General features: G+C 63.1%; 21 protein-coding genes. 4 read left to right on the forward strand and 17 right to left on the reverse strand.

From position 1 onward, the window contains the following. The first annotated feature begins 76 nt into the window (after positions 1 to 76). The 3 genes from HBA54_RS04455 (at position 77) to HBA54_RS04465 (ending at position 5,549) form a co-directional block, all read left to right on the forward strand. On the forward strand, positions 77 to 2,773 hold the full coding sequence (locus HBA54_RS04455) for a Mur ligase family protein (protein ID WP_167221823.1): 2,697 nt from the start codon (positions 77 to 79) through the stop codon (positions 2,771 to 2,773). Between the two features lie 236 nt (positions 2,774 to 3,009). Then, positions 3,010 to 3,582, forward strand: a complete 573-nt coding sequence (locus HBA54_RS04460; protein WP_167221825.1) for a LemA family protein — start codon at positions 3,010 to 3,012, stop codon at positions 3,580 to 3,582. Beyond that, positions 3,579 to 5,549, forward strand: a complete 1,971-nt coding sequence (locus HBA54_RS04465; RefSeq protein WP_167221828.1) for a DUF2207 domain-containing protein — start codon at positions 3,579 to 3,581, stop codon at positions 5,547 to 5,549. Before HBA54_RS04460 ends, HBA54_RS04465 begins: the two co-directional genes overlap by 4 nt. Before the next feature lie 11 nt (positions 5,550 to 5,560). Here HBA54_RS04465 and HBA54_RS04470 read toward each other — a convergent pair whose 3' ends face one another. The 11 genes from HBA54_RS04470 to HBA54_RS04520 all read right to left on the reverse strand — a co-directional run bounded on the left by HBA54_RS04470 (position 5,561) and on the right by HBA54_RS04520 (position 18,925). Beyond that, on the reverse strand, positions 5,561 to 6,805 hold the full coding sequence (locus HBA54_RS04470) for a pyridoxal-phosphate-dependent aminotransferase family protein (protein ID WP_167221830.1): 1,245 nt from the start codon (positions 6,803 to 6,805) through the stop codon (positions 5,561 to 5,563). A 109-nt stretch (positions 6,806 to 6,914) separates the two neighbouring features. Further along, the gene (locus HBA54_RS04475; protein WP_205944412.1) at positions 6,915 to 8,888 is read right to left on the reverse strand and encodes a bifunctional 2',3'-cyclic-nucleotide 2'-phosphodiesterase/3'-nucleotidase; all 1,974 of its coding nucleotides are present in this window, start codon (positions 8,886 to 8,888) and stop codon (positions 6,915 to 6,917) included. A 178-nt stretch (positions 8,889 to 9,066) separates the two neighbouring features. Then, entirely contained in the window at positions 9,067 to 9,996 is a 930-nt protein-coding gene (locus HBA54_RS04480) for a dihydrodipicolinate synthase family protein (RefSeq protein ID WP_167221831.1), read from the reverse strand. 42 nt (positions 9,997 to 10,038) lie between these two features. Then, complete coding sequence (locus HBA54_RS04485; protein WP_167221833.1) at positions 10,039 to 11,487, reverse strand: amidohydrolase family protein; 1,449 nt, start codon at positions 11,485 to 11,487, stop codon at positions 10,039 to 10,041. Continuing rightward, complete coding sequence (locus HBA54_RS04490) at positions 11,480 to 12,913, reverse strand: ABC transporter substrate-binding protein (RefSeq protein ID WP_167221835.1); 1,434 nt, start codon at positions 12,911 to 12,913, stop codon at positions 11,480 to 11,482. Before HBA54_RS04490 ends, HBA54_RS04485 begins: the two co-directional genes overlap by 8 nt. Next, on the reverse strand, positions 12,910 to 13,920 hold the full coding sequence (locus HBA54_RS04495; protein ID WP_167221837.1) for an ABC transporter ATP-binding protein: 1,011 nt from the start codon (positions 13,918 to 13,920) through the stop codon (positions 12,910 to 12,912). Before HBA54_RS04495 ends, HBA54_RS04490 begins: the two co-directional genes overlap by 4 nt. Further along, on the reverse strand, positions 13,917 to 14,909 hold the full coding sequence (locus HBA54_RS04500; protein ID WP_167221839.1) for an ABC transporter ATP-binding protein: 993 nt from the start codon (positions 14,907 to 14,909) through the stop codon (positions 13,917 to 13,919). The genes HBA54_RS04495 and HBA54_RS04500 overlap by 4 nt, the downstream gene beginning before the upstream one ends. After that, a complete protein-coding gene (locus HBA54_RS04505; protein WP_167221841.1) occupies positions 14,906 to 15,778 on the reverse strand; it encodes an ABC transporter permease in 873 nt (290 codons plus the stop codon). The genes HBA54_RS04500 and HBA54_RS04505 overlap by 4 nt, the downstream gene beginning before the upstream one ends. 8 nt (positions 15,779 to 15,786) lie before the next feature. Further along, positions 15,787 to 16,752 (reverse strand): ABC transporter permease, encoded by a 966-nt coding sequence (locus tag HBA54_RS04510; RefSeq protein WP_167221843.1) that lies wholly within the window; start codon positions 16,750 to 16,752, stop codon positions 15,787 to 15,789. A gap of 91 nt (positions 16,753 to 16,843) precedes the next feature. Next, positions 16,844 to 18,412, reverse strand: coding sequence for an ABC transporter substrate-binding protein (locus HBA54_RS04515; RefSeq protein ID WP_167221845.1), 1,569 nt, complete (start codon positions 18,410 to 18,412; stop codon positions 16,844 to 16,846). Between the two features lie 54 nt (positions 18,413 to 18,466). Next, the gene (locus HBA54_RS04520) at positions 18,467 to 18,925 is read right to left on the reverse strand and encodes a VOC family protein (protein ID WP_205944413.1); all 459 of its coding nucleotides are present in this window, start codon (positions 18,923 to 18,925) and stop codon (positions 18,467 to 18,469) included. Positions 18,926 to 19,272: 347 nt separating this feature from the next. Between HBA54_RS04520 and HBA54_RS04525 the strand changes: the two genes are divergently transcribed. Continuing rightward, positions 19,273 to 19,923, forward strand: coding sequence for a GntR family transcriptional regulator (locus tag HBA54_RS04525; protein WP_167221847.1), 651 nt, complete (start codon positions 19,273 to 19,275; stop codon positions 19,921 to 19,923). Positions 19,924 to 19,971: 48 nt separating this feature from the next. Here the strand turns inward: HBA54_RS04525 and HBA54_RS04530 are convergent, their stop codons facing one another. Genes HBA54_RS04530 through HBA54_RS04555 form a run of 6 tightly spaced genes read right to left on the reverse strand, consistent with a single transcriptional unit; the run spans position 19,972 to position 26,326 of the window. Beyond that, positions 19,972 to 20,208 carry a hypothetical protein gene (locus tag HBA54_RS04530; protein WP_167221849.1) on the reverse strand — a complete coding sequence of 79 codons (237 nt, stop codon included), beginning with the start codon at positions 20,206 to 20,208 and terminating at the stop codon, positions 19,972 to 19,974. Further along, positions 20,208 to 21,563 (reverse strand): porin, encoded by a 1,356-nt coding sequence (locus tag HBA54_RS04535; RefSeq protein ID WP_167221851.1) that lies wholly within the window; start codon positions 21,561 to 21,563, stop codon positions 20,208 to 20,210. The genes HBA54_RS04530 and HBA54_RS04535 overlap by 1 nt, the downstream gene beginning before the upstream one ends. Before the next feature lie 42 nt (positions 21,564 to 21,605). Then, entirely contained in the window at positions 21,606 to 22,574 is a 969-nt protein-coding gene (arcC, locus tag HBA54_RS04540) for a carbamate kinase (protein WP_167221853.1), read from the reverse strand. Positions 22,575 to 22,577: 3 nt separating this feature from the next. Then, the gene (argF, locus tag HBA54_RS04545; RefSeq protein ID WP_167221855.1) at positions 22,578 to 23,579 is read right to left on the reverse strand and encodes an ornithine carbamoyltransferase; all 1,002 of its coding nucleotides are present in this window, start codon (positions 23,577 to 23,579) and stop codon (positions 22,578 to 22,580) included. A 60-nt stretch (positions 23,580 to 23,639) separates the two neighbouring features. After that, the gene (gene arcA / locus HBA54_RS04550) at positions 23,640 to 24,866 is read right to left on the reverse strand and encodes an arginine deiminase (protein WP_322095974.1); all 1,227 of its coding nucleotides are present in this window, start codon (positions 24,864 to 24,866) and stop codon (positions 23,640 to 23,642) included. 29 nt (positions 24,867 to 24,895) lie between these two features. Next, positions 24,896 to 26,326: a YfcC family protein gene (locus tag HBA54_RS04555; protein ID WP_205944415.1), complete on the reverse strand. Its 1,431-nt coding sequence runs from the start codon at positions 26,324 to 26,326 to the stop codon at positions 24,896 to 24,898. Positions 26,327 to 26,349 lie beyond the last annotated feature (23 nt).

The raw sequence follows: 26,349 nt of genomic DNA on the forward strand, positions 1-26,349 counted from the left end.
CGTCACGGCTCTTGGCCGGACAGGCCAGCAGTCGCTATGCTGTGCGCCTGTCAGGAACACTTGAGTTGACTGTTGCATGAAGATCATCAAGGCACGTGCCTATGTCGGACCAAACATCATTGCGCCGACGCCTCTGGTGCATCTGTCTGTTGAAATCGACGGGCCTGAGTGCTGGCCCGACGGCGATATTGGCCGATCCTGCGCGGATGCGTTACTGAAGCTGATGCCCGGCCTGACCGGCCATCCCGGACAGTCGAATCAGCCCAACGGCTTCGCGTCGGATCTAGCAACCGCAAAGGGCCCGCCGCTCGGCCATATCGCAGCCCGCGTCGCCGTCGAACTGCAGGGTCTGGATCGCAGCAGCACAAACCCGGTCGGCCTAAGACGCAAGGACGGCAGCCGAACGGCCGACATTTTCTTTCACTATCACGATCCGGACATCGGCCTTTGGGCCGGACAAGCGGCGATCAGTATTGTGCTTTCGCTGCTGCCACCCGACGCGCGCCCAGCCAACACCCTTCCTGACTCCCTCAGCCCCGAGCAGGTACTGACCGCCTTTCAAAGCCGATCGCAGGCCATGGCGCTGGATCAGACGGCCCTGGCTCTGATCGCGGAGGCTGAGCGCCGCGAGATTCCCTGGTTCGTCCTCGACCGGGCGAGGCATATGGTGCAGTTCGGCCAAGGCCGCCACCTGCGCCGCATCCGCGAGACCGTAACGGACACCACGCCCCAGATCTCGGCGATGATTCAACGTGACAAGGCGTCGACGCACCGGCTCTTCGCCTCGGTTCACCTTCCGGTGCCAAGGCAGGCGGTCGTCCGCGATCCGGAAGCGGCTGTGCGGGCTGCACACCAGATGGGTACGGCTGTGGTCGTTAAACCACTGGACGGCAGCAAGGGGCGAGGAATCACTGTCCGGCCGACGGGCGATGAGGCCATCCGTTCCGCATTCAACCTTGCCCGGCAGCACTGCGAACTGGTGGCCGTCGAAAGCTATATAAATGGAAGCGATCACCGGGTCCTGGTGGTCAGCGGCAAGATCCTCGCTGCCGCCCTCCGTCTCCCTGCGGCCGTGACCGGCGACGGAAAGAGCACCATCACCCAATTGGTGGCGGAGAAAAACAAGGATCCAAGGCGCGGTATCGGCTTCGCCAAGCTGATGAACCGTATCGAGCTTGACGATGAAACCGAACGGATGCTGGGGAAACGCGGCTACACAGCCGACAGCATTCCAGACACAGGAAAGCTGGTCGAGCTGCGCGGTACTGCCAACATCTCCACCGGCGGGACTTCCATTGACGTGACGGACAAGGTCCACCCCGAGAATCGGTCAATGCTGGAAAGAGCCGCCCGCGTGTCGGGGTTGGATGTGGTCGGTATCGACTTCCTTACTCCGGATATCGGGCGCTCCTACCGGGAGGTCGGCGGCGCCATATGCGAAATCAACAGCTCCCCCGGCCTGCGTCCTCATCAGATCGCCGAGGGGCCGCCCCGCGATGTGGTGGGCCCCATTATCGATATGCTGTTTCCCGAAAAGCACAACGGCCGCATCCCCATTGCGGCCATTACCGGCACCAACGGTAAAACCACGACATCGCGCATGCTGGCGCATATCCTTCGCATCGCCGGTGCTGAGATTGACGTCAGATCGGTCGGCCTGGTCACCACCGACGGCGTGCATATCGACGGCGACCTGGTCGCGCAGGGCGATTTCGCCGGCGGCACCGGCGCCCGCGTGGTGCTCCGCGACCCTGCGGTGGAGGTTGCCGTGTTGGAAACCTCGAGAGGCGGGATCATCAAAAGCGGCATGGCCTTCGACTGGTGCGATGTCGGCGCCGTCCTGAACGTGAGGGCGGATCACCTCGGCTACGACGGCATCGAGACCCTGGACGAGATGGCGACCCTCAAAAGCAAGGTCGTGGAGGCAGCCCGCAGCCTGGTGGTGCTGAATGCAGACGACACCCGCTGTCTTGCCCTTGCGGCGAAAAAACAACCACAGCAGGTCTGTCTGTTCACTGCAGGGGGCCTCCGCGATACCCTGCGACAGCATATCGACAAGGGCGGTTTGGCAATCAGCCTGGAAGAACAAAGCAGGGGGCTCGCCCTTGTCCTGCACAAAGCAACATCGAGCGATACCGTGATCCCCGTCGCCGAAATACCGGCCACCCTGGGCGGCGCGGCGCGGCACAATGTCGAGAATGCCATGGCCGCAGTGGGGCTTGCACTTGGCCTGGGTATCCGGCGGGAAAATATTGCCGCGGCCCTGGCCAGTTTCGACAGCGACCATAACTGCAATCCCGGCCGTTTAAATGTCTTTGACGGTCATCCCTTTAAGGTCGTCATCGATTACGCCCACAACCCCGATGGCCTTGGCGCCGTCTGCGACACTCTGCGATCGTTGAAGACCGATGGCCGCCGCATCTGCGTCCTGGCCGCCTTCGGTCATTGGCATGGCGAGCACATACAGGAGGTCGCCGATATGGTTGCCGATAAGTTCGACAGCTTCATCTGCTCACGCAACGTGAGACGGAGCGATGACCTGGAACCGCTCAGAGGCTTCCCCTCACAGGACATTCCCAAACGCCTGGCCACAGCCCTGCTCGGCCACCGCCTCGATCCAGCAAACGTGACAGTCGTCGACTCGGATAAGGAGGCAACAGACCGGGGCCTCGAGATCGCCGAGGCAGGCGATCTGCTCACCATTTTCACAGGGCAACCTGATTGGGCCTGGAACCGGGTCGTCAACTACCGCCGAAAACACGACAAGAACTGACCTACTCGCCTTGCGCAGCCGCCCTTGGCGCGCTGACCGCTCACCCGTACTTCCTGCGGCCAATTGAGTACGATAATCGAAATTTCTGGCGGCGTTCTCCACACTCTTTGGGCGGCGCTTTACCGGGCCACGCACCACGGCACGTCCCGATCCTTCGGCCCGCAAGAAAGCCGCAGGGGTTGAACCTTCCAGGGCTCCGCTGCGACTAAGAAAACCGGTAAACCAGGGATGAAATCATGCAGAACCTCGTCATTATCGCTGCGCTCGTAGCGCTGCCGCTTATCTGGGCGGTCCTGATCTACAACCGCCTGGTCGCGCGCCGCCAGCAGACGAAGGAAGGCTGGAGCGGCATCGACGTACAGTTGAAACGGCGCACCAACCTGATTCCCAATCTGGTGGAGACGGTGCAAACCTACGCCAGTCACGAGCGCGATATCCTGGAGAGCGTGACCGAGCTGCGCCATCGCGCGGTGGTGGCGGAAGGTGAACCTGCCGGGGCACGCGCGAACCTGGAAGATCAACTGAGCGGCGCCCTGATGAACCTCTTCGCCGTTGCCGAAAACTACCCCGACCTCAAAGCAAACCAGAACTATCTCGCACTTCAGGAGAGCCTGAACGAGATCGAAGACCAGATCCAGATGGCCCGGCGTTACTACAACGGGGCGGTGCGTAACCTGAACACCCTGATCGATTCCTTTCCCAGCAACCTGGTGGCCGGACCCTTCGGTTTTCGCAAGGCGAACTACTACGAGGTCGACTCGGCCGCGGATCGGACTCTGCCAAAAGTCAGCCAGGGTAAAGTTACATGAGGTTGCGGGAGTTCCTGTGCTGCCTCGGGGCCGCGATCATCTCGGCTTTGCTGACCACCGGCACAGCCACCGCGCAGTCTACGGCGGACGACGACCGCATCCCGCGCTTTGCCGCCGGCATCAAGATCAAGGAAAACGGCGACCTGCTGGTTACCGAGGAGATCGATTTCCTGGTCTCACCCGGCAGCCGCAAGCGCGGTATCTTCCGTGACTTTCCGACGACCTATCGCGACAGCTTCGGGCTCATCAAGCGGGTGGGTTTCGAAGTGCTGAAGGTAAGCCGCAACGGGCGTCCGGAGCCCTATGTCCTCGAGCCCTTCGCCGCCGGCACAAGAGTGCGCATCGGCCGGGAAGCGCTCTTCCTGCACGAAGGCGTGCATCGCTACCGCTTGGTCTACCGCACCGACCGGCAGCTCCTGTTTCAAGAAGATGCCGACGAACTCTACTGGAATGTGACCGGCAACGACTGGGCCCACACCATCGAAAGGGCGGAGGCGCTGGTGCGTCTTCCGGCCGGTGCCGAGCCCATCGGCATTACCGCCTATACCGGCTACGAAGGCAGCCAGCAGAGAGATTTCACGCAGGACACAGCGGCAGACGGCAGCATCCGCTTCGCCACGACCGAACCGCTTCACCCCGGCTACGGCCTGACGATCGCCGTCTCCTGGCCCAAGGGCTATGTCACACCGGCCAAGCGCCCGGACGACCTCGGGCTTGTTGTCGCCGACAATTTCCGCCTGCTCGCCGGTCTGGCGGGTCTGCTGATCACCTTCGGTTACTTCCATTGGCAATGGATGCGGGTCGGCCGCGACCCGGACAAGGGTGTCATTGTCCCGCTTTTCGATGCCCCGGAAGGGCTGTCGCCGGCGGCCACCGGGTTCATCTGGAATCTGTCCCGCGACCAGGATACTAACGCGGCACAGGCCTTTACGGTGGCGCTCACCAGCCTGGCGATCAAGGGCCTGCTGACCATTGAGGAGAGGGACGACAAGAGCTTCGTCCTGACAGCGAAGTCGGCGCCTTCCGGTAAGTTGCCGCCGGGGGAAGCGACGGTCATGCAGAAGCTGTTTCCAGACGGCACCGGCAGGCTCGTCGTCGAGCAAGAGCCCTCAGCCGTCATCACCACCGCCGTCAGTGCCTTGCAGTGGGTGCTGCAACGCGAATACGACGACGTCTACTTCCGCAACAACAGGCGGTTTTGGATGCTCGGTGCGGTGCTGGGCCTGGTGAGCGTGGCCGTAAGCATGACCGCCTCCTTCGGCGCAATCGTCACCGCCTTCGCCATCGTCTTCGCCGTCCTTCTGGCGTATTCGCTCTTCATCCCCGCCATGCTGTTGCAGGAAAAGGTGACGAGAGGGTTCTTCCTGGCCCTCAAGGACCGCCACCCCAAAAAGATCATCATATTCCTGCTCTCCATGCCGTTCGCCGGAATCGGAAACCTGCCTTTGCTCGGCGGGCTCTATCTGGTCTTTGACCAGTTCGGGCCGGCGACCTTCGCCCTCTGCTGCGCTTTCTTCCTTCTGGTGCTTGTCTACTGGTATCTCCTCAAAGCACCGACACGGCTGGGACGCCGGGTGGTCGAACAGATCGAAGGCTACCGCCTCTATCTTTCAGTGGCTGAGGGCGAGCGCCTGAACCTTCTGACCGGCGAACCCGAGATGACCCTGGACGTCTTCGAGCACCACCTGCCCTATGCGATGGCCTTGGACGTGGAAAGGCGATGGACGAGCCGCTTTACGGCAAGTGCCGGGGCCGCCGTGCTCAGCCAGGCTGAGCAGCCCCGGCGCTGGCACCATACACACCGAAGCTACCGGGGCGTCGGCAACCTGACCTCCAGCCTGTCGAGCGGCCTCACCAGCACGCTTTCAAGCGCTTCGACCCCGCCACGCAGCAGCCTCTCCAGCGGCTTCTCGAGCAGTGGCTCATCCGGCGGCGGCGGTGGTGGGGGCGGTGGCGGCAGTTGGTAGGGTAGGCCAGCCTATTCGCCTGGGGCGGCAGCGCGCGGACCGGCCAGGGTTTCGGCCCCGGCCGCCTGGACTGTCGCCGGCGCCGCCTCGGCGATCCAGTCGACGGCGGCCTGGATGCCGCCCTTGCCATGAGCGATGCCGAGCGTCGCCAAGCTGGACTCCACAATCGCCAGCGTGCCCAGCATCATCGGTGCGTTCACATGACCCATATGGGCGATGCGGAAGGCCTGACCGGTGAGATCGCCGATCCCGATACCCAACACGACACCAAGCATCTTGTCGGCATAGCCGATCAGCTCTGCCGGTTCGTGCCCCTCAAGGCGGATGGTGGTCACCGAATTGGCCCGGGCCCGAGGCTCCAGCACATTGAAAGCCAACGCCCCACCCTCGGCCCAGACGGCGACCGCACGCCGCGTCGCTTCAGCCAGAATGCGGTGGCGCTCAAAAACCGCCGGCAGACCCTCCTCGAGCAACATGTCCATGGCCTTGCGCAGACCGAACAGCAGGTGTTCCGGCGGGGTGCCGCAGTACTTGTTGTAGTGGCGCGGCCCCTCGCGCTGGGTCCAGTCCCAGTAAAAGGTGCGCAGGTCGGCCTTCTCATGCGCTTCCAGGGCGCGCTTGCCGGCCGCAACGAAGCTGAGGCCCGGCGGGGTCATCAACCCCTTCTGGCAACCGCTCACGGCGACATCGATGCCCCAGCCATCCATTTCGAAAGGCATGGTCGCAAGCGAAGCGATCGCATCGACCATGAAGAGCGCGCCGTGTCCGGCCGCATCGATGGCGCGGCGGATCGCCGGAATGTCGTTCACGATGCTGGAGGCGGTATCGACCTGGACCACCAGGACCGCCTTGATCTCCCCCGCCGTGTCGGCGCGCAGGCGTTCCTCTACGGCGGCAGGGTCCACTGCATGGCGGTAGCTGGCGGGCAGTTCCTCCACGACAATGCCCTGCATCGCCGCCATCTCGCCCCAGGCCGGCGCGAAGAGGCCGGAGCCGAGCACCAGCACCTTTTCGCCGCGCGACAGGGTATTGCTGAGCGCGGCTTCCCAGGCGCCGTGACCGTTGGCGGCATAGATGTAGGTCCGGCCCTCGGTCGCGAAGATACCGCGCAGATCGTCCAGGCAGCGCATGGTGGTGTCCAAAAGCGTGCCGGAATAGATCTCTATGGCCGGCCGGTGCATGGCCTGCAGCACTTCGTCGGGCACCGTGGTCGGGCCCGGAATAGCGAGGAATTCCCGCCCGTTACGCAAAGTCATCTCGCGAAATCCAGCTTATCGTTTCCTGCGGCGAAAGGGGAGCCTAGGCGCGCGCGCCGCCGGGGGCAAGCCTTGTGGAAAAACGGCCACGGGCCACTCCGCCACCGGTTTATTCCAGGTCGATGACGTAGATGGCAAAGCCCCCTTCGGCGTCGCCCAGCAGGGTAAAGCCCAGTTCTTCGGCAGCCTCCCGGGCAGCCGGGCTGGAGGTGAAGGTCACCTTGGCCTCGCCGCCGAGGGGCGCGAAGGACCAGTTGTTGTCCGCCGCCGGATTGATGGCCTTCTGGTCGAAGATGTAGTTGGCAAGGACCGTGCGGTTCTCGTCCGGGGCTTCAATGATGATGGAGGCGCCGTCCAGCCCTGGGAAGTTGCCACCACCCCCGGCACGGTAGTTGTTGGTGGCGACAAGGAATTCCATCTCCTCCGTCACCGGTTTGTCTTCGAAGGTCAGCCCGACGATGCGGTGGTCCTGCGATACAATCTCGCCGTCCTTGTTATAGCGCGCCGGCTTGGTGACATCGATCTGGTAGGTCACACCGTCGATGACATCGAAGTTGTAGGACGGAAAGCTGGTGTTCACCAGTTCCTGCTCCCCGGCGGCGGTCGGATCGATCCGGTTGAACTGTCCGGCGGACATCTCCAGCCACTCGCGCACCTCGGTCCCGTTCAGCTTCACGACACGCAGGGTGTTGGGATAGATATAGAGGTCGGCCACATTCTTCAGGGCGATATCGCCCGGCTCCAGAACCGTGTAGTAATCGGCACCCTGGCGCCCGCCGGCCTTGAAGGGGGCGCCGGCGGAAAGGATCGGAATGCCTTCGTATTCCGTCCCCTGAACGATCTTTTCGACGTACCATTTCTGGGCGTTGGTCACGATCTGTATGGAGGGGTCGTCCGCGACCAGGGCGAAGTAGGAGTTGATCGCCGCCGTGGTCTCCCCCACGCCTTCGTTCATATAGTCGATGGTCGCCTGATGTTCTTCGCGCACCGCATCGACGATCGCCTTGTCGGCCTCGACCAGGGGAATGCGCTTGCGGCCCTCGCGTTTGTAAATGGCGCGCAGCGAGCCCCGGCCATCGACCACGCTCCAGCGGCCATCGGCCACTTCGAGATCGAGATCGACAACGCCGAGATGGGAGCCCCAGAATCCGGGCATCACGGCGGGCACGCCGTTGACGGTGCCTTTAGCGAGATCGGCATTCGGAAAGCCTTCGAACTTGGCGGAGGGAAACTCGGAATGCCCATGTCCGAAAAGGATGGCGTCGATCCCCTCCACTTCGGTCAGGTGGTAGACGGCATTCTCCGCCATGGCCTTGCGCGGGTTGGGCGAGATCGAGGAATGGGGCAAGGCAACAACGATATCGGCCCCGGCCGCCCGCATTTGCGGAATGTACTTCTCGGCAGAGTCGACAATGTCTTCGACCCGCAGCCTGCCCTCCAGGTTGGTTTTGTCCCAGAGCATGATCTGCGGTGGCGTGAAACCGATGACGCCGACCTTGATGGCGTGACGGGCGCCGCCTTCGGCTTCCAGTTCCCGGTCCAGGATCAGATAGGGCGTGAAGAGGGGCTTGTCGTTATCCGGATCGCTGTCATCGTCCAGCAGATAGACATTGGAAAGTGTGTAGGGGAAGTCGGCGCCGGCGATCGTCTTCATCAGGAAGTCGAGGCCGTAGTTGAACTCGTGATTGCCGATGTTGCCGGCGTCGTAGTCCAGCAGGTTCATGGCCTTGTAGATCGGATGGGTCTCACCCGCTTTGAGGCCGCGGCGCTGGGCCATGTAATCGCCCAGGGGATTGCCCTGGATCAGGTCGCCGTTATCGAAGAACAGACTGTTCTTCACCTCCGCACGGGCGGCCTTCACCAGGCTGGATACCTTGGCCAGCCCGACGGTATCGGACTGGCTGTCACGATAGTAATCGTAGTCCACGATATGCATGTGGATGTCGGCGGTTTCCATCAGCCGCAGCTTCACCTTGTCGGCCGCTTCGGCAGCTCCAGCGGCGATGAGGGCGAAGCCGAGAAGCGCGAATACGGCGATGGGGGACGCGACGGCAGGGGATGCGGCGGGGGACATCGATTTCATGCGCCTTACTCCGTTGGGGAACAGACGAGGATGAGGAACAGGCGGACAGCCTAACCCGCATCGACGCAAGGCGCCAACCGCCGCAACCGCCATTGCTGCGCGGGCAGCCGCGGAAGCTCCCCTAAGATTTTGAAACCTGCTGCTCTTTCAGCGTTTTTCCTGAGCGGACCGAGATCCGTCAGGCGATCTCGTTCAGCCGCGCTGTCTGGCGGGCGATCAGGCTTTCCAGGTCGGCGATATCGGCGGCGCTCAGGCTGGGCCCGGGACGCCGCAGCTTGGGCTCAGCGATAATGCCGCGTTTCGCCAGCGTATATTTGCGCAGGGCAAGGCCCAGCCCGGGCTGCTGTTCATAGCGGGCGAGCGGCAGGTAGGCATCGAAGACATCGCGGGCGCGCTGCTCCTCTCCTGCGGTATGCAGGCGGCAGACCTCGATCATCATTTCCGGATAGGCGAAGCCGGTCATGGCGCCATCCGCCCCGCGCGCCAGTTCCTCGGGCAGGAACAGCCCGCCGTTGCCGCAGAGGATGGAGATGCGCCGTGCGCCGCCGTCACTTGCTGCGCGCAGGGCGGCGATCTTGGCCAGGCCCGGCCAGTCCTCGTGCTTCAAGCAGACACAGCTCGGCAGCTCCTTCACGATGTTCAGGATCACCGGGACCGGCACCACGACATTGGTGACAAGGGGAAAATCCTGCAGCACGAAGGGTGTCGCATCGCCCAGCGTTTCGGCGACCTGGCGGTAGTATCCCAGAATCTGGTCGTCCGAGCGCAGCGATGAGGGCGGTGCGACCATCACCCCGGTGGCGCCGTCGCCCATAACCATCTCGCTGAGCGCCCCCATCTGGGCAAAGCCCGGGGCGGAAACACCGACAATCACCGGAACCCGTTCCTTCACCCGCTCAAGAATCCGCTGCACGAAGGCGCGGGACTCTTCAAGGGTCAGCTTCGGGGCCTCACCCATCATGCCGAGCACAGTGAGCCCGTCCGCGCCCCGTTCAAGGAAGAAATCGACCATACGGTCGGTGCTCTCCATGTCCACCGCCCCGTCCTTGGTGAAAGGCGTCGGCGCGATGACGTAGACGCCCCGCGCGGCTTCCGTGAACTCGGTCATTTTAACGTTTCCTCATGCTATGGGACTTAGCAGCGTCATCGATCAGCTATCCTGCAAGGATTGGCGGGCGCCGAAGAAGTCAGCCGGCATGCCGAGCAGGTCGTGTGCGCCGGTCCGCGCGATCATCCGTTCGCATTCAAGCTGCGCGGCTTCGAGGACCGCTGTCTCGTCGACCTTCGCCGCACGGCGATTCTCCAGAACCACCTCGCCGTTGACGACAACGCTGTGAACGTCATTGCCGTTGGCGAAACAGACAGCGCGGTAGGCAGGCATGTTAAGCGGATAAAGATGCGGGCGCGCCAGGTCGAGCAAGATCAGGTCCGCTTTCTTACCCGGTTCCAGGGAACCGATCTCGCTTTCCATGCCCAGGGCGCGGGCGGCATCGATGGTTGCCATCGCCAGTACCTGGCCCGGCGGCAGAATGTCGGGATCGCGAAAGTGGGTGCGATGATAGTGCATGCATTGCTGCATGTGCCGAAACATATCCGCCGAACGATCCGGCGCGGTGGCGTCGGACCCCAGCGCGACGGTAACCCCGGCCGCCATCAACTCGGTCACGGGACAGCGGCCCATCACCGAGGCGATGGCGCTGGGGTTGTGGGCGATCCGGGTATCGGTTTCGGCGCAGAGCGCGATCTCCGTCTCGCTGAGATCGATGGCGTGACTCAACAGGGCATCGGGCCCGAGAATCCCCATTTCCTGGGCCCTGACGACCGAGCCGCGCCAATGGCCGTCCTGGGTGAAGACCGTCCCGGTGTCGCGCGACAGGCGGCGCACCCGACGGGTCTGCTCCATTGCCTCGCCTAACAGCGCAGGCCCGAGCTCACCGACATGCTCGTCGCGCAGCACGGGGGTCAGCAGGGCGATGGCGATGCGGCCCTCATGGCTGCCGTGCCAATCCGCGACCACACGCGCCGAGGTGGCGAGCTGGGTTTCGAAATCGATCTGTTTATCGTAGCGTTCATCGCCGTTCCAGTCGGCATAGAGACGCGGATGCGGCGGGCGTGTCGGGCCGATGGCCAGCACAGCGCGGATGCCGACCGCCAGCACGCCCTCGCAGTGCGCCGCCGCATGGGCCGGATCGTCGGAGCGCATGACCGTATCGCCACCGCCCAGCAGGGAAACGCCTGTGGTGACGCCGAAGCGCAGCCGCTCCAGCGCCGCCAGCTCGGCCTCGGCGCGCCAGAAGGCGGGCGTCGAGGCGGTGGTATAGACTTCCCCGCAGAGTTCCTCCCAGGCGCCGGGCCGGTTCGCCCCCATGGACTTAATGAGCCCGTGGCCGGCGTGGGCATGGACGTCGATCAACCCGGGCAGCACAAGCTTGCGCGCCGCATCGATTTTACGCGGCGCCGGGTGTGCAGCCAGAACCTCGGCCGTCGATCCCACGGCCACCACGCGGTCGCCGGCGATCGCCACCGCTCCGTCTTCGATGATCCGGCGGGCGGGATCCATGGGGATCACGGTGCCACCGAAGACGATCAGGTCAGCCATCGGTGGAGGCTCCGAAGCGGGGCAGGCTCCGCACGTCCAGCACGCCGTCGCGGCGCGTCCGCCAGTCCGGATGTGCACCTCTCAGCGCCACCCTGCGCAGATGGTTGTAGACAAAAAGCCAGGGCGGGTCGTCGCTGAGCAGCTGGTGACACTCACGAAAGATCTCCGCCCGCGCGGCATCATCGATCATGACCCGGGCGCTATCGATCAGCCTCTCGACCGCCGGGTTGGCATAGCCCAGCCACCAGGAGCCCTGAACGCGCGAATCGATCTTCTCGCAAAGCACCCGGAAGGTGCTGAGGGGACTGGAATCAAACACGCACATATCGGCGATTTCGCTGCGCCGAACGCGATGAGCATAGGCTTCACGGTCTTCATGAATCTTCACATTCAGGACGACGCCGAAGGATGCCAGCTGCGCCGCGATGGCGGCGGTCAGGGCTTCGGCCTCGTTGGGCAGGCTGGTCGGACAATCGACGTCGAGCATCAGCCCGCGCTCGACCCCGGCCTCCCTGAGCAGGGCACGCGCTTCGTCGGGGCGAGGCGCTGGCTGGCCCTCGGCCACGTAACCGCTATGGGCCGGGCTGAGAAACCCGTGCAACGCGGCGCCGGCCCCGCCCAGCACATCGGCAATCAAAGCATCACGATCCAGCGCCAGATTGAGCGCGCGGCGAATACGGCCGTCGCGCAGTGGGCCCGCCGCCGCGTTGAACAGATAGATGATGGTCGTCGGCGACAGGTAGGTCTGAGCCGTCGCTCCTGTGGGCTCGACGCCGAAAGGTAGCGTGTTGGCCACCTCGGTATCGCCGCCCTCCAGCGCCGCGAGACGATCCTTCGCCGCGGAAACGCGCCGCCATTCGATCCCTTCATGGGCGGGCGGGCCGCCAAAGTGATCGGGATTGGCACGCGCCCGGAAATAGCCGTCGCCCGCGCGCTCGAAGATGTAGGGCCCGGTGCCGCAGGGCCGGGCCAGCGGATCGTCGAGCACCGAGGGCGCGACGATGTAGCCATAGACCAGCAGATCGAGAAGATCGGCCATCGGCTCCGCCAGCACGATGCGGACGCTGGAGGGTGTCGGCGCTTCGAAGTTGGCCCCGGTCAGGTACTGCGAATAGACGCCCGGCGCACCGAGCGTCACCCCCATATCGGGCCGCGCCATACGCGCCAGCGAGGCGATGACCGCACCGGCGTCGAGCGGCGATCCGTCATGGAAGCGCACCCCTTCGCGCAGATGAAACAGCCAAGAACGCCCCTTATCCGCGACCTCCCAGGCGCTCGCCAGCCCCGGCGCGAAACCTTCCGTTTCACCGCGCCGCACCAGGGCATCGTAAAGCGCCTCCAGCACCGTCAGCGTGTCGTTCACGTCGGTGCAGTTATGGGGGTCATCCAGGCTCAGCCGGGCCTGCGCGATCCGCGTATAACTCATCGGGAATCCTCGTCCAGCAGGTGGCAGGCGACCTGATGGCCGCTCGCAGCCTCCTTCAGTACCGGCCGCTCCTGCGCGCAGCGCTCGAAGGCGAAAGGACAGCGGGTGCGAAAACAACAGCCGCTCGGCAAGTCAAAGGCGTTGGGCACCTCCCCCGTCAGCTCGATCTCCTCCTCGGCGTCGGGGTCCGGGTCGATGGCGGGCGCGGCGGACAGCAGTGCCCGGGTGTAGGGATGCTGCGGCGCATCGAAGAGCGCGTCGCGGGGCGCGGTTTCAACCATGAAGCCGAGATACATGACGCCGATGCGGTCGCTGATATGGCGCACCACGGAGAGATCGTGGGTGATGAAGAGGTAGGACAGGCCGAACTCGTCGCGCAGATCCATCATCAGGTTGAGGATCTGCGCCTGGATCGAAACGTCCAGTGCCGAGACGGGCTCGTCCGCGATCACCAGTTGGGGGTTTACCGAAAGCGCCCTGGCAATGCCGATCCGCTGGCGCTGGCCACCGGAGAACTGGTGGGGATAGCGGTCGCCATGCTCCGGGCGCAGCCCGACACGGTCGAGCAGTTCCAGCGCCCGCTTCTCCACCGTCTTGTCGCCGGGCTCGGCGTGCTGGAGCATCGGCTCCATGATGATGTTGCGCACCCTCTGGCGCGGGTTGAGTGAGGCAAAGGGGTCCTGGAAGATCATCTGCAGCTTGCGCCGCACCGGCAGCATGCGGCGATAATCGTGCTGCGAGATATCCTCGCCATCGATCCGGATCGCACCGCCGGTCGGGCGATAGATGCGGGCGATGGTCTTGGCGACGGTGGACTTGCCGCATCCGCTTTCGCCGACCAGCCCCAGAACCTCGCCGCGCTGAATGGTGAAGCTGACGCCGTTGACCGCGTGAACGATGCGCCGCGCCATGGTCGGCAGGCCGTTTTCGAAGCGCAGGCGATCCAGCGGACCACCACTGACATCGAACCGCTGCTCAAGGTTCTCGACTTCGAGAAAAGCCGTCATGCTTCGGTCCCCTCTTCCAGAGGAAAGTGGCAAGCAACCGAGCGCCCCGCCCCGAGGGCGCGCTGCTGCGGCTCCTCCTCCGCGCAGCGGGCCTGCGCGAAGGGACAGCGTTCCCGGAAGTTGCAGCCCTTGGGCAGGTTGCGCACATCGGGCACCGCGCCGGGGATCTGGGTCAGCCGCGCCTGACGGCCATGCAGCTTGGGGATCGAGCCGAGCAGCCCTTGCGTATAGGGATGCGCCGGCTTGCGGATCAGCGCCTCTTTCGGACCCTGTTCCACCACGCGGCCGCAATAAAGCACGACAATCTGATCGGCCATCTGCGAGACAACGGCCAGGTCGTGGGTGATGAGGATCATCGAGGCATCGCGCTCACGCACCTGGCGGCGCATCAGCTTCAGGATCTGCGATTGGATCGTCACATCCAGCGCAGTGGTCGGCTCATCGGCGATGATGAGGCGCGGCCCGGCGATCATCGCAATGGCAATGACGACGCGCTGGCGCATGCCGCCGGAGAACTGGTGCGGATAGTTCTTCAGGCGGCGCTCGGCTTCGGAAATGCCGACATCGTTCAGCATCTCGATGCAGCGCGCCCGCCGCGCCCGGCCGTCCAGGTCGCTGTGCAGCCGCAGCATCTCGTCCATCTGTTGCCCGATGGTCTGCAGCGGGTTCAGCGAAGTCATCGGGTCCTGGAACACCATGGCGATCTCGCGGCCGCGAATGCGCTGTAGCTCGCTTTCGGACTTTCCGGCCAAGTCATCGCCGTCGAAGAGGATCTCTCCACCGTCAACTTTTCCCGGGCTGTCGATCAGGCCGAGGATCGAGAAGCCGATCACCGACTTGCCGCCGCCGCTTTCGCCGACCAGACCCAGAATTTCGCCGCGCCCCACCGTGAAGCTGACGCCATCGACCGCGTTCACCACGCCCGCGAAGGTGTAGAAGCGGGTCTCAAGCCCACGCACATCCAGCAGGGGTTGGCCGGCGGCGCTCATTTCAGCCTCGGATTCAGTTCGTCGCGCAGGAAGTCGCCAAACAGATTTATGCCGAAGACCAGAATCATGATCGCCAGGCCGGGAAAGGCCGAGGTCCACCAAAGGCCGCTGAACAGCACGTCAAAACCGTTCTTCACCAGCAGGCCGAGCGAGGGCTGGGTGATCGGCACGCCGACGCCGAGAAAGCTGAGCGACGCCTCGATCAGCACGAAGGTGCCGACCTGGATGGTGGCAATGACGATCAGCGGGGTCAGCACGTTCGGCAGGACGTGCTTCAGGATGATCTTGCGGTCGGGCAATCCGGCGACACGCGCCGCCTGAACATATTCTTTCTCGATCTCGCTGAGGGTCGAGCCGCGCACGGTGCGGGCATAGACCACCCAGCCGACCGCCGTCAGGGCGATCAACACCTTGTCGATACCGGTGCCCACGGCGGACATCAGGAACAGGGCAATGAGGATCGAGGGGAAGGAAAGCTGGATATCGGCAACCCGCATGATGAAGGAGTCGACCGCGCCACGGTAGAACCCGGCAAGCAGACCGAGCGCCGTGCCGATGAAGCAGGAACACAGCATCGCCACCACGCCGATCATGACAGAGATGCGTGCGCCATAGACGATGCTGGCCAGCATGTCGCGGCCCTGCCCGTCGGTGCCCAGCGGATAGCGCGGATCGCCACCGGGCAGCCAGGCCGGCGGCTTGAAACTGTCCAGCAGTTCCAACGACGCGATGTCATGGGGGTTCTGCGCCACCAGCCAGGGCCCGAAGGCTACGTAGACGGCGAACAGCAGCATCAGCGCGCTGCCGATAATCGCCGAGGCGCTACGGCGGTAGTTGAAGAAGAATTCCGACTTTAGAAAACCCTGCATCCGGCGCCTCATTTCAACGTGATGCGGGGATCGATCAGCGTATAGAGCAGATCGACCAGGAAATTGATGACCACGAAGATCAGCGCCACCAGCATCAGATAGACCACGATAACCGGCCGGTCGGCGCGATAGATCGAGTCGATCAACAGCTTGCCCATCCCCGGCCAGGAAAAGATCGTCTCGGTAATCGTGGCAAAAGCGATCAGGTCGCCGAGCTGCAGCCCGAAGATCGTCACCACCGGGATCAGCGCATTCTTCAGCCCGTGGCGGTAGAGAACGTCGCGCGGCGCAGCGCCCTTGGCGCGGGCGAATTTCATGTAGTCCTGGCGTCCCACCTCCATCATCCCGGCGCGGGTGATGCGCAGAATGATCGCCATGGTCGCCAGCGACAGTGTGAACGCCGGCAGGATAATGTGCTGCCAGCCGTCGGCGGTCAGCAGGCTGAGACGCATGCCCAGGAACGCGACGGTATCGCCGCGCCCGGACGAGGGAAACAGGCCCCACTGCACCGCCAGCAGATAGATCAGCATCATCCCGACCCAGAAGCCGGGCAGCGATATGCCGAGCAGCGAGCCGGCCATGATGATCCTGCTGATCCGGCTTTCCGGATGGGCGCCGGCATAGACGCCCAGCGGGATAGAGACGGCAACCGCGAGGACCATCGCCACCGCCACCATCTCGACGGTGGCGGGCATACGCTCCAGGATCAGATCAAGCGCCGGCTGGCGAAACACGTAGGAACGCCCGAAGTCACCCTCGACAAGGCTGGCCAGAAATTTCGCGTACTGGACGAACAGCGATTGATCGAGGCCCAGTATGCGGCGGGCCTGGGCGATCTCTGCGTCGGTCGCATCAATCGGCACCACCATAAAGACGGGGTCGCCGGTGAAGCTCATCATCAGGAAGACGATGACCGAGACGATCCAAAGAACGATGGTCATCTGGATCAAGCGTTTCAGCAGATAACCGATCATCGGGACGACACGACGCTACAGGTTAAGGGTCTGCGGGAACGGGCACGGCGCCCCCGATGGAGCGCCATGTCGCGTTAGACTTCGGATACGTTTAATTGACGTCCATTTCATAGGCCCAGAGGAACTTATCCACCCGCGGCTCCAGGGTCACGCCGTTGCGCACGGCGTAGATATCCTGTTCGTAGTGAACCGGAACCATCGGAATATCCTTCAGCAGGATCTTCGTCGCCTGCTGGAGATAGCCGTCCCGTTCCTCGATCTTCGATGTGCTGTCCGCCTTGTCGATCAGCGCATCGACTTCCGGGTTGGAGTAGCTGCCCCGGTTGACCTGGCCGTAGCCTTCCTTTTTGTCGCGCGAATAGAACAGCGCACCGTACATGGAGCCGGCATCGCCCGAGGGAACATCCCAACCGCTCATGATGAAGCTCGACTGCTCCGTCGGAACCCGGATGTAGCCCCAGAAATTCGACTTCGGCATGATGTTGAGTTTCAGATCGACCTTGATCTTGGCCAGCATGGAGGCCAGGGCCTGGGCGATCTGGGCATCGTTGACGTAGCGATTGTTGGTCGCGTCAAGCGTCATGGTGAAGCCGTCCGCAAAACCCGCCTCGGCCATCAGCGCCAGGCCTTTCTCCACGTCATGGGGATACATCTCGCGAAAGCTCGCCCCGTCCACATAGCCGATGTGCGAGGACGGCACGTATTGGTCGCTGGGCGTGGCCAGGCCGTTCATCACGATCTTGTTGATGGCATCCACATCGATCGACCTTGCGATCGCTTCGCGCACCCGCTGGTCGGTCAACGGATTCTTGTCGAGGTCGATGGTCGGGGATTTCGACCGCGTATCCATCGCGAGAACCACGTTCAGCAGGCTCGGCCGTGTCAGGACCTTGAAGTCTCCGTCCCGCTTGACCCGTTCCACGTCGCGCACCGCGAGATCCTGGATCACGTCGACTTCACCGGTCAGCAAGGCGGCTGTGCGGGTGGCGGGGTTGGTGATCGGACGGAAGGTCACCGTGTCGATCCCGGCCTTGCCGGCCCAGTAGCCGTCAAAGGCTTCCAGAACCAGTTTCTCTTCCTTGATCCATTCGCCCAGCTTGTAGGGACCGGTCCCTACCGGCTTCAGGTCCATCTGCTCGTCGCCGGTGGCGCTGGTGTATTCCCGGTCCAGGATCAGCAGTTCGGCCAGATCCATGGCCAGCACGGCGTAGGGTTGAGGCGTCTTCAGTTCGACGGTCAGGTCGTCGATCGCCGTGGCCGAGGCAATATTCGCCACCAGATCCGGCCGGATCGACTTCCTGGCATGTTCCACCGTGAAGACCACGTCGTCGGCCGTCAGGGCATTGCCGTTATGGAAGGTCACGCCCTCGCGCAGCTTGAAGCGCCAGGTGGTGTCGTCCACCACTTCCCAGCTTTCCGCCAGGCCGGGGCCGAACGACAGATCGGCGCTGCGCTTCACCAGGGGATCGTAGAGATGATAGTACATGATGTTCGAGGACAGTTCCTCGCCCGCAAGCGGGTAAAGATGGCTCGGGTCGGCGGTCAGTCCGATGGTGACCGACTTTCCTTCCGCCAGCACCGCGCCGGGCAGCAGCACCGCCACCGTGCAGGCACCAGCCAGAAGTCCCCGGATCGACCGGCCCCTTGGCAATACAGACATCTCTTTATCTCCCGTGTTGAATGACACTTTGTTATTGAGGTTTTCTGACTGCGCTCATGTCAGAGCGGACTGCACTTCGATCTGATAGCCCTCGGGATCGTCGAGAACGAAGGCCCTGATGCCAAGCTGCTCGCTCGACGAAACCTTGCCCAGGCTCTCGATGCCCAGGGCCGAGAGATAGGCGTGCCAGGCGTCGACATCCGGCACGCGAATGCACAGTTGCACCGGCTTTACATCGTGCGCGCGGTGCATCCCGCGACTCTCATCGACCAGGCCGACATGCGCCTGCCCGGTCATCCGGTAGATTTTCGACCAGCCCTGGTCTATGGCCAGGGTGAAACCTATCACCTCTTCGTAGAAGCGCATCGCCGCCGGAAGGTCGCGGTAATAGAGAAACGTGATCGCAAGTTCCAGCCGCCCTTCATCTGGACGCTTAGGATCTGCAGCGTCTTCGCTCATCGACACTTGCCCCCAAAGGCCGGTCGTCACCGCAACCGGCATGAATTCAGGCAACCGATACTCCAGCGTATACAGGATGTATGTCAAATGGATTCGCTTGATGCGACTGGCGCGCGCTGGGCGACCCGGTGATGCGGCGGCCCGCTTTCCTGCAGCGGCAGGCTGGACGCCTGGAAAATAAATTCAATTATTTTAGATAGTTATGGAACTTCAGGTTGCAAAAACCTATTGCCGTGACCGATGCCCAAATCACCACAAACCGAGCTCTACGGATTAGATCCCCTCACAGATCGACATCGCGATCTCGTTTGCTTAGATATAGATTGCGGAAGTCAGGCGTCAGCGTATACAAGGTTTATGCAGACTGTCAGTCACGGGTTCCATAGGGCGAGGGGTGCGGTATGAGGACGAAGCTGCCTCGGGCGAGCCTTGGCGACACCGCCTATCAGCGGTTGCGCCAGATGATCGTCAACGGTGAACTCTCAGCGGGTGCACGCGTTCTGGAAAACGACTGCGCCACGCGTCTGGGCATATCGCGGACGCCGGTCCGTGAGGCGATCGGCCGGCTCACCAGCGAGGGGCTTGTGCGCCGTCCCGAAGGCGGCACCCCGGTGGTCCATCGCATCTCCACCGATGAAATCGTCGAAATCCTTCATGTCCGCCGTCTTCTGGAAGTCGAGGCCGCGCGACAGGCCGCCGGCGCGTCGGGCCGCGACGCCTTGTTGAAACTGCGCGGCGTGTTCGAAGCCTTCCTGTCCGGGGAGCGTCCCGACGCGGCGGCCCATCTTGCCGCCGACGATGAACTTCACGAGCGCATTGCGATCATGTCGGGCTCCCGGCTTCTCGAGACCCTGATCTCGGACCTGAAGCTGAAAACACGCATCTTCGACAAGGGCAGCATCCCCGAACGCTTTGAGCCCGGCTGTCATGAACACATCGCCATCATCGACGGCATCGTTTCCGGCGATCCTGAGCGTGCGCAGAGCGCCATGAAGACCCATATGGACAATCTGCGCGAAGGTATCCTGAATCACCTGACCCGCCTGTTCTGACGGCAGCAAACGGCAACCCCATCTCTGCCGAAACGGCTTACGGTCACCTCACTCCGATGCTGTATGGTTTTCGGACCCTGCCTGCGGATCTGCCTGTGCCGCCGCTTCCTCGCCTTCCACACGGAATATGACGAACTCGCCCTCGGGACCGGTGAGGAACCCGGGGCCCGGACGAATCTCGCGGTTGTTGCGCAGTTGATCGCCCGGCTTCATGGTGACACCGCTGCAAGCGGTCACGGCAAGGCCTAATGCAAGCGCCGCCGGGACAATCCAGAAGCGCGCCATCAGAACTTCGCCCGGCTGCCGAGCGTGAAGGCGAACACATCATCGGTGTCCGGCACGCCCGCTTCGGTATCCAGCGAAAACCAACGCAGCTGCGAGTAGAGTTCCAGCCCCCAGTCTTCCACGACCTGCACCGCGGCGATACCGGCGGAGCGGCCCTCATCACAGTCGGCACAGACATTCTCGCTGTGGGTAAAGTCGACGCCGAAACCGGTGGGCCCGAAGCTGAAGAACTCGGTGTCCCAACCCAGCTTGGCATAGAGGTTGTAGGGATTGTCTTCATCAGCTTCGTCCATCCCTCCGGAGAACGTCAGACTGAGGCCAGTCGGCATGTGCAGCACCGACGCAGAGCCGTTGAGCCGATAGTCGACGTCGTCGACGTTGGGGTCGGAGATGGCAACAGCGCCAAGAGTCAGGAAATCACCGATCTCGACACCGGTCCAATCCCCGTAGTTCCCACCCCAGGTCGCCGCCAGGTCAAAACGATCATCGGAGGCCGCCGAGGCGGAGAACTGAACGCCCGGGCCGAAGACCGGAGAATCATAGAGAACCCGGTTTTTCCGGCCGTTGCCGTCGAAGTTGAAGAAGGCATCGCCCAGCGTGATCCCGGTCAGGCTGTCACCGTCGGTGAACTGCAAACCGCCGACAATATCGGAAACACCCGAATACATGATCGGACCGGCGACCAACGACAGGTCATATTCCGCCGTGTCTTCGGAAGCTGTGTTTCCCTTGCCGAGAGAGAACTGGCCGTAGTCATCGTTGCGCGCAAAGATCTCGACCTTTCTCTGGTCAAAGAAATCGCCGGAATCCTCGTCGTCCTGGCTGACGTCAAAGGAATTGTTCGGCGACACGGCAATCTCTATCCGGGTGCCCAGGGTCGTGCCCTCGCCCAGATCGCCGGTTCCCACGAAGCGGATCCGCGAATTCGACGTGTCGTTGTCGACGAAGAAGGCATCCGTCTCATTGCCGTCGTTCACCACGTTGACGGCGCGGTTCACCTGGCCGGAGATGGCCAGCTTCACCCTGGGTTGGCCCGAGGTTACGGTTGCCTGTTCGCTCGCCTGATCCGGTGCCGCTGCATCCTGCGCCTGCTTCACCGTACCGGCCTGTTCCTGCGCCGCCCGGGCGGCGGTGCGCGCGCGCTCGACGTCGGCACGGGTCTCCGCCAGTTCACGCTGGACCGCCTGCATCTGTTGCATCATCAGATTCAATTGCTCTTCCAGCGCTTTGACACGGTCATCCGTCGACACCCCAACATCCGAAACCTGGGCACCCACCGATCCAAGCGTGAGTCCCAGAGCCAGAATAAACGTCCCGCAAAGTGCGGCAAATCGACCAAGCTTTCGAACGCCCATGTCTTCGATCTCCTCTATCGCCTCACCGCACACCGCGAGAGGTCAATCAACAACCACCTGCCTGCCAGCGCCACCCGCAGGCCCGTGCCAGGCGAGGTCGCCGGCTTCCTGGGTCACTGTCGTTCCCGCGGTTCCCTGGATAATCTGGGCGAGATCGGCCAGAGCCCCGATCGCCGCGGTCTTTCCCGTGCGCTCGGCGAAACGGCAGGCTGCCTCGACCTTCGGCCCCATGGAGCCGGCGGGAAAGTCATAGGCCCGGAGGGCCTTGGGCGTCGCCTGCTTGATCGCCCGAGCCTCGGGCCCGCCCCAGCCGACATAGGCGGCGTCCACGTCCGTCGCCATGACGAAGAAATCGGCCTCAAGCTCACGGGCCAACAACTCACTGGCAAGGTCCTTGTCGATCACCGCCTCGGCACCGGTCAGCTTGCGGTCCGCGTCATAGACCGTGGGAATACCGCCGCCACCGGCGCAGATGACGATTGTCCGCTGTTCCAGTAGCCAGCGGATCGGCCGGATGTCGAAGATCCGCTTGGGCTGGGGTGAGGCGACGACACGGCGCCAGTTGTCACCGTCCGGCTTGATCGACCAGTTCTTTTCTTCGGCGAGCTTGCGCGCCTCAGCCGCCCCATAGACCGGGCCGATGAACTTGGTCGGGTTTTCGAAGGCAGGGTCTTCTGGGTCCACCTCGATCATCGTCAACATGGTTGCGAAGGACATTTCGTCGGGCAGCAGGTTGGCCATCTCCTGCTCGATCATGTAGCCGATCATGCCTTCGGTCTGCGCCCCCAGAACGTCCAGCGGATAGGCCTCGTCCGGCTTGTAGGCGGCCCCCTGCAGGGCAAGCAGACCGACCTGCGGGCCGTTACCGTGAGAAATGACAAGTGCGTGCTCGCCCGCCAGCGGCGCCATCGCCGCTGCCGCAGCGCGAACATTCGCGCGCTGGTTTTCGGCCGTCAGGGCCTGGCCGCGGCGCAGCAGCGCATTGCCGCCGAGGGCGATGACGATGCGCATGGCTCAGGCCCCGATCGTCGCGACCAGGACGGCCTTGATGGTGTGCATGCGGTTCTCCGCCTGATCGAAGACGATGGAGCGCTCGGACTCGAAGACCTCTTCGGTCACTTCCATGGCATCAAGGCCGTAGTCGTCCCGGATCTCTTTGCCCACGACAGTCTCCGCATTGTGGAAGGCCGGCAGGCAGTGCATGAACTTGGCGTGACGATTGCCGGTCATCTCCATGACCTCTTGGGTCACCTGATAGGGCTTGAGAAGTTCGATCCGCTGACGCCAGAGATCCGCCGGCTCGCCCATGGAGAGCCAGACATCGGTGTAGACGTAGTCGCAGCCCTGGACGGCTTCTTCGACATCCTCCGTCAGCGTGATCTGCGCCCGGGTTTTCTCCGCCAGGGCCTGGCAGCGCTCTATCAGATCCCGGTTCGGCCACAGCGTCTCAGGCGCGGCCATCCGGATATGCATGCCTAGCTTGGCGGCGCCGATCATCAGCGAATCGCCCATATTGCTGCCGGCATCGCCCAGGAAGCAGAAGCTGACATCGGAGAGATGTTTATGCGTGAACTCGCGCATCGTCAGGAAATCGGCGAGAATCTGGGTCGGATGGAAGCTGTCGGTAAGGCCGTTCCAAACCGGGACGCCGGCGAAGTGCGCCAGATCCTCGGCGTTCGACTGGCCAAAGCCCCGGTATTCGATGCCATCATAGATGCGGCCCAGTACCCGGGCGGTATCCTTCATGGTCTCCTTGTGGCCGATGTGGCTGCCCGAGGGGCCGAGATAGGTGACCTGGGCCCCCTGATCATAGGCCGCCACCTCGAAGCCGGTGCGGGTGCGGGTCGACGCCTTCTCGAAAATGAGGGCGATGTTCTTGCCGTTCAGGCGCCGCTGTTCGTAGCCGGCGGCTTTCGCGGCCTTGAGATCGCCGGCCAAGCGAAGCAGATAGCGGATCTCATCCGGCGTAAAGTCGAGCAGAGTGAGAAAACTCCGCCCCCTCAGATTGATCGGCATGGGCTCTCTCCATGAAGCAATTCAAAGCGCCCTTCCCGTGGAGAAGGGTGAACAATCGTTTCAGGCCGGATCGCGCAGCAGCGGGCAAGTCAGACAGTGGCCGCCGCCGCGACCGCGGCCGAGCTCCGACCCGCGGATCGTAATGACCTCGACCCCGGCCTTGCGCAGTTGGGTGTTCGTGTAGGTGTTGCGGGCGTAGGCGATGACCACGCCGGGTTCGAGCGCGACGACGTTGTTGCCGTCGTCCCACTGTTCACGCTCGCGCTCATAGGCGTCGCCGCCGGTGAAGATAACCCGCAGCTCATCGATGCCCAAACAGCCCGCGACGACGGTGAAAAGGTGTTGTTTCTCCCGGCGGAAGTCGATCTCGCCTGCCTTGTCACCCGGTCTCAGGCTGTAGCAGACGATCTCGTCGCAGACCGCCTTATAGGCGGTCGCCAGATCACGGTCGCAGAACGAGAACACGGTATCCAGATGCATCGCCGCTCGGGATCGCGGCATCTGGCAGGCGACAACCCGCTGCGCGGCGCCATGGTTGAACAACGACCGCGCGACCTGACCGACGGCCTGGGGTGTCGTGCGTTCCCCCATGCCGATGAGGACGGCGCCCGCACCAATGGGCATGACGTCCCCGCCTTCAAGCGTCGCCAACCCGTGATCGACATCCGGATCGCCCCACCAGACCTTCAACGCCGTTTCCTGAAACGCGGGATGGAATTTGTAGATCGCGGTGGTCAGCAGCGTCTCCTGCCGCCGGGCCGGCCAGAACATCGGGTTGACCGTCACGCCGCCATAAATCCAGCAGGTCGTATCCCGTGTAAAGATGGTGTTCGGCAGAGGCGGCAACACGAAGCCGTTCGGGCCAAGATAGCGGCCGAACATTCCTTTCGGATCAAACGGCAGTTCACCGGCGGCGATGCCGCCGATCAGGTAGTCGGCCAGCTCTTTGGCCGGCACCTCGCCGAGCCAGGCGCGTAGTTCGGCACGGAGGCCAACCCCGACCTGGTTCTCGGTGATCTTGCGGTCGAGGACCCAGGCCCGCGCTTCGGGGATGGCCATGGTCGCCGCGAGCAGCTCATGCATCTCCAGGACGTCGACCCCGCGCTCCTCCATCTTGGAGCGGAAGTCGTAGTGATCGGTCTTGGCCTGCTGGACCCAGAAGACATCGTCGAAGAGCAGCTCCTGGCAGTTCTCCGGGGTCAGGCGCTCATGGGCTTTGCCCGGCTGACAAACCAGGACTTTGCGCAGCTTCCCCACTTCGGAATGAACACCATAATCTGCGATCACGCTTGTATCTCGATGTCCATTTCCACCTTTCATCCGATCGCGACCCCAAGGCTGAGTGTCGCCATGATCATGACCGTGAGGACTCCACAGAGCGGCAACACGAAGCGGAGCCAGCGCTCATAGGGTATGCGGCCGATGGCCAGGGCGCCCATGACGACGGCAAAGGTCGGGTTGAAGAAATTCACCAGGCCGTTGGCCGACTGATAGGCGGTGACCACGAGATCGCGGCCGACGCCGGCAAAGTCGGCAAGCGGTGCCATGATCGGCATGGTCAGGACCGCCAGGCCGGACGACGACGGCACGAAGAACGACAGCGCCACTTCAAGCCAGTACATCGTGTTGATGAAAACAACAGGTGACAGACCGTCCATGGCCTGGGCGGAATGGAAAAGGATCGTGTCAGTCAGATGTCCGGCGTCCATCACGACAACGATGCCGCGGGCGACCCCGATAATGAGCGCGACACCGAGCAGTTCCTTGGCACCCTCCACAAAGGCCGTCGTAAAACCCTCCTCGCCCAGGCGGTCGATCACGCCGACAAGGATCGCCGAGACCAGGAAAAGGCCCGACATCTCCGCCATCCACCAACCGCCGGCCGCAACGCCCCAGACCATGACGGCGAAGGTGCCCGCGAAGATAAGCAGGATGATTTTTCGTCTAAGCGTAAACTCGACGGCTTCCGAGGCGCTTCCACCCTTCAGGAAATGCACCTCATTGGCCTCTTTGCGGTCGGCCACGATCGACTTGGAGGGATCGCGCCGGACCCTTTCGGCGTAGCGCATGACATAGGCAACGCAGATCAGCCAGCCGACGCCGAGGATGACCAGACGCAGAACGATCCCCTCGGTGAAGGGAATGCCCGCCGCATCGGCGGCGATGACCGTGGCAAAAGCGTTCACGGTCGACCCCAACACACCCATCGCCGCACCGATCAGTATGATCGCGACACCGGTCATGGTGTCGTAACCGGCCGCAATCATGATGGGGATGACGATGGTGTAGAAGGCCAGGGTTTCCTCAGCCATGCCGTAGGTCGTGCCGCCGGCGGCAAAGAGTGACATGAGGATCGGGATCATCCACTTTTCCCGCCCCCTAAGCGCTCTCATGGTGCCGGTGATACCGGCGCTGATCGCTCCGGTTTTGGCGACGACGCCGATGAACCCGCCAAGCACCAGCACGAAGAGCGCCACGTCAATGGCATTGGCTTCATAGCTGACCGGATCATAGAACCCGGCGATGGGGGCCAGGATGACGGCACCGAAACCTTGCGGGTTCGGCGCAACTTCCTTGTAAGTGCCCGGAACCGGCACTTCCTTACCCAATGTTTCATTGAAAACCTGGTCATACTCCCCGGCGGGAACGATCCAGGTGAGCCCGGCGACGATGACGATCAATCCAAAGAGGATTGTATAGGCGGTCGGGAACTTGAAGCGCGGTGCAGGTTTGGGCGAATCGCTCACCAAGAGAGGGCTCCTCTTCAGTT

The organism is Pelagibius litoralis, assembly GCF_011683915.1.
In the GTDB taxonomy this organism is placed as follows: Bacteria; Pseudomonadota; Alphaproteobacteria; order Kiloniellales; family Kiloniellaceae; genus Pelagibius; species Pelagibius litoralis.

Coding starts and splice junctions, on each gene's coding strand:
- HBA54_RS04455 (WP_167221823.1), top strand. CDS start 77: ATGAAGATCATCAAGGCACGTGCCTATGTCGGACCAAACATCATTGCG.
- HBA54_RS04460 (WP_167221825.1), top strand. CDS start 3,010: ATGCAGAACCTCGTCATTATCGCTGCGCTCGTAGCGCTGCCGCTTATC.
- HBA54_RS04465 (WP_167221828.1), top strand. CDS start 3,579: ATGAGGTTGCGGGAGTTCCTGTGCTGCCTCGGGGCCGCGATCATCTCG.
- HBA54_RS04470 (WP_167221830.1), bottom strand. CDS start 6,805: ATGACTTTGCGTAACGGGCGGGAATTCCTCGCTATTCCGGGCCCGACC.
- HBA54_RS04475 (WP_205944412.1), bottom strand. CDS start 8,888: ATGAAATCGATGTCCCCCGCCGCATCCCCTGCCGTCGCGTCCCCCATC.
- HBA54_RS04480 (WP_167221831.1), bottom strand. CDS start 9,996: ATGACCGAGTTCACGGAAGCCGCGCGGGGCGTCTACGTCATCGCGCCG.
- HBA54_RS04485 (WP_167221833.1), bottom strand. CDS start 11,487: ATGGCTGACCTGATCGTCTTCGGTGGCACCGTGATCCCCATGGATCCC.
- HBA54_RS04490 (WP_167221835.1), bottom strand. CDS start 12,913: ATGAGTTATACGCGGATCGCGCAGGCCCGGCTGAGCCTGGATGACCCC.
- HBA54_RS04495 (WP_167221837.1), bottom strand. CDS start 13,920: ATGACGGCTTTTCTCGAAGTCGAGAACCTTGAGCAGCGGTTCGATGTC.
- HBA54_RS04500 (WP_167221839.1), bottom strand. CDS start 14,909: ATGAGCGCCGCCGGCCAACCCCTGCTGGATGTGCGTGGGCTTGAGACC.
- HBA54_RS04505 (WP_167221841.1), bottom strand. CDS start 15,778: ATGCAGGGTTTTCTAAAGTCGGAATTCTTCTTCAACTACCGCCGTAGC.
- HBA54_RS04510 (WP_167221843.1), bottom strand. CDS start 16,752: ATGATCGGTTATCTGCTGAAACGCTTGATCCAGATGACCATCGTTCTT.
- HBA54_RS04515 (WP_167221845.1), bottom strand. CDS start 18,412: ATGTCTGTATTGCCAAGGGGCCGGTCGATCCGGGGACTTCTGGCTGGT.
- HBA54_RS04525 (WP_167221847.1), top strand. CDS start 19,273: ATGAGGACGAAGCTGCCTCGGGCGAGCCTTGGCGACACCGCCTATCAG.
- HBA54_RS04530 (WP_167221849.1), bottom strand. CDS start 20,208: ATGGCGCGCTTCTGGATTGTCCCGGCGGCGCTTGCATTAGGCCTTGCC.
- HBA54_RS04535 (WP_167221851.1), bottom strand. CDS start 21,563: ATGGGCGTTCGAAAGCTTGGTCGATTTGCCGCACTTTGCGGGACGTTT.
- arcC (WP_167221853.1), bottom strand. CDS start 22,574: ATGCGCATCGTCATCGCCCTCGGCGGCAATGCGCTGCTGCGCCGCGGC.
- argF (WP_167221855.1), bottom strand. CDS start 23,579: ATGCCGATCAATCTGAGGGGGCGGAGTTTTCTCACTCTGCTCGACTTT.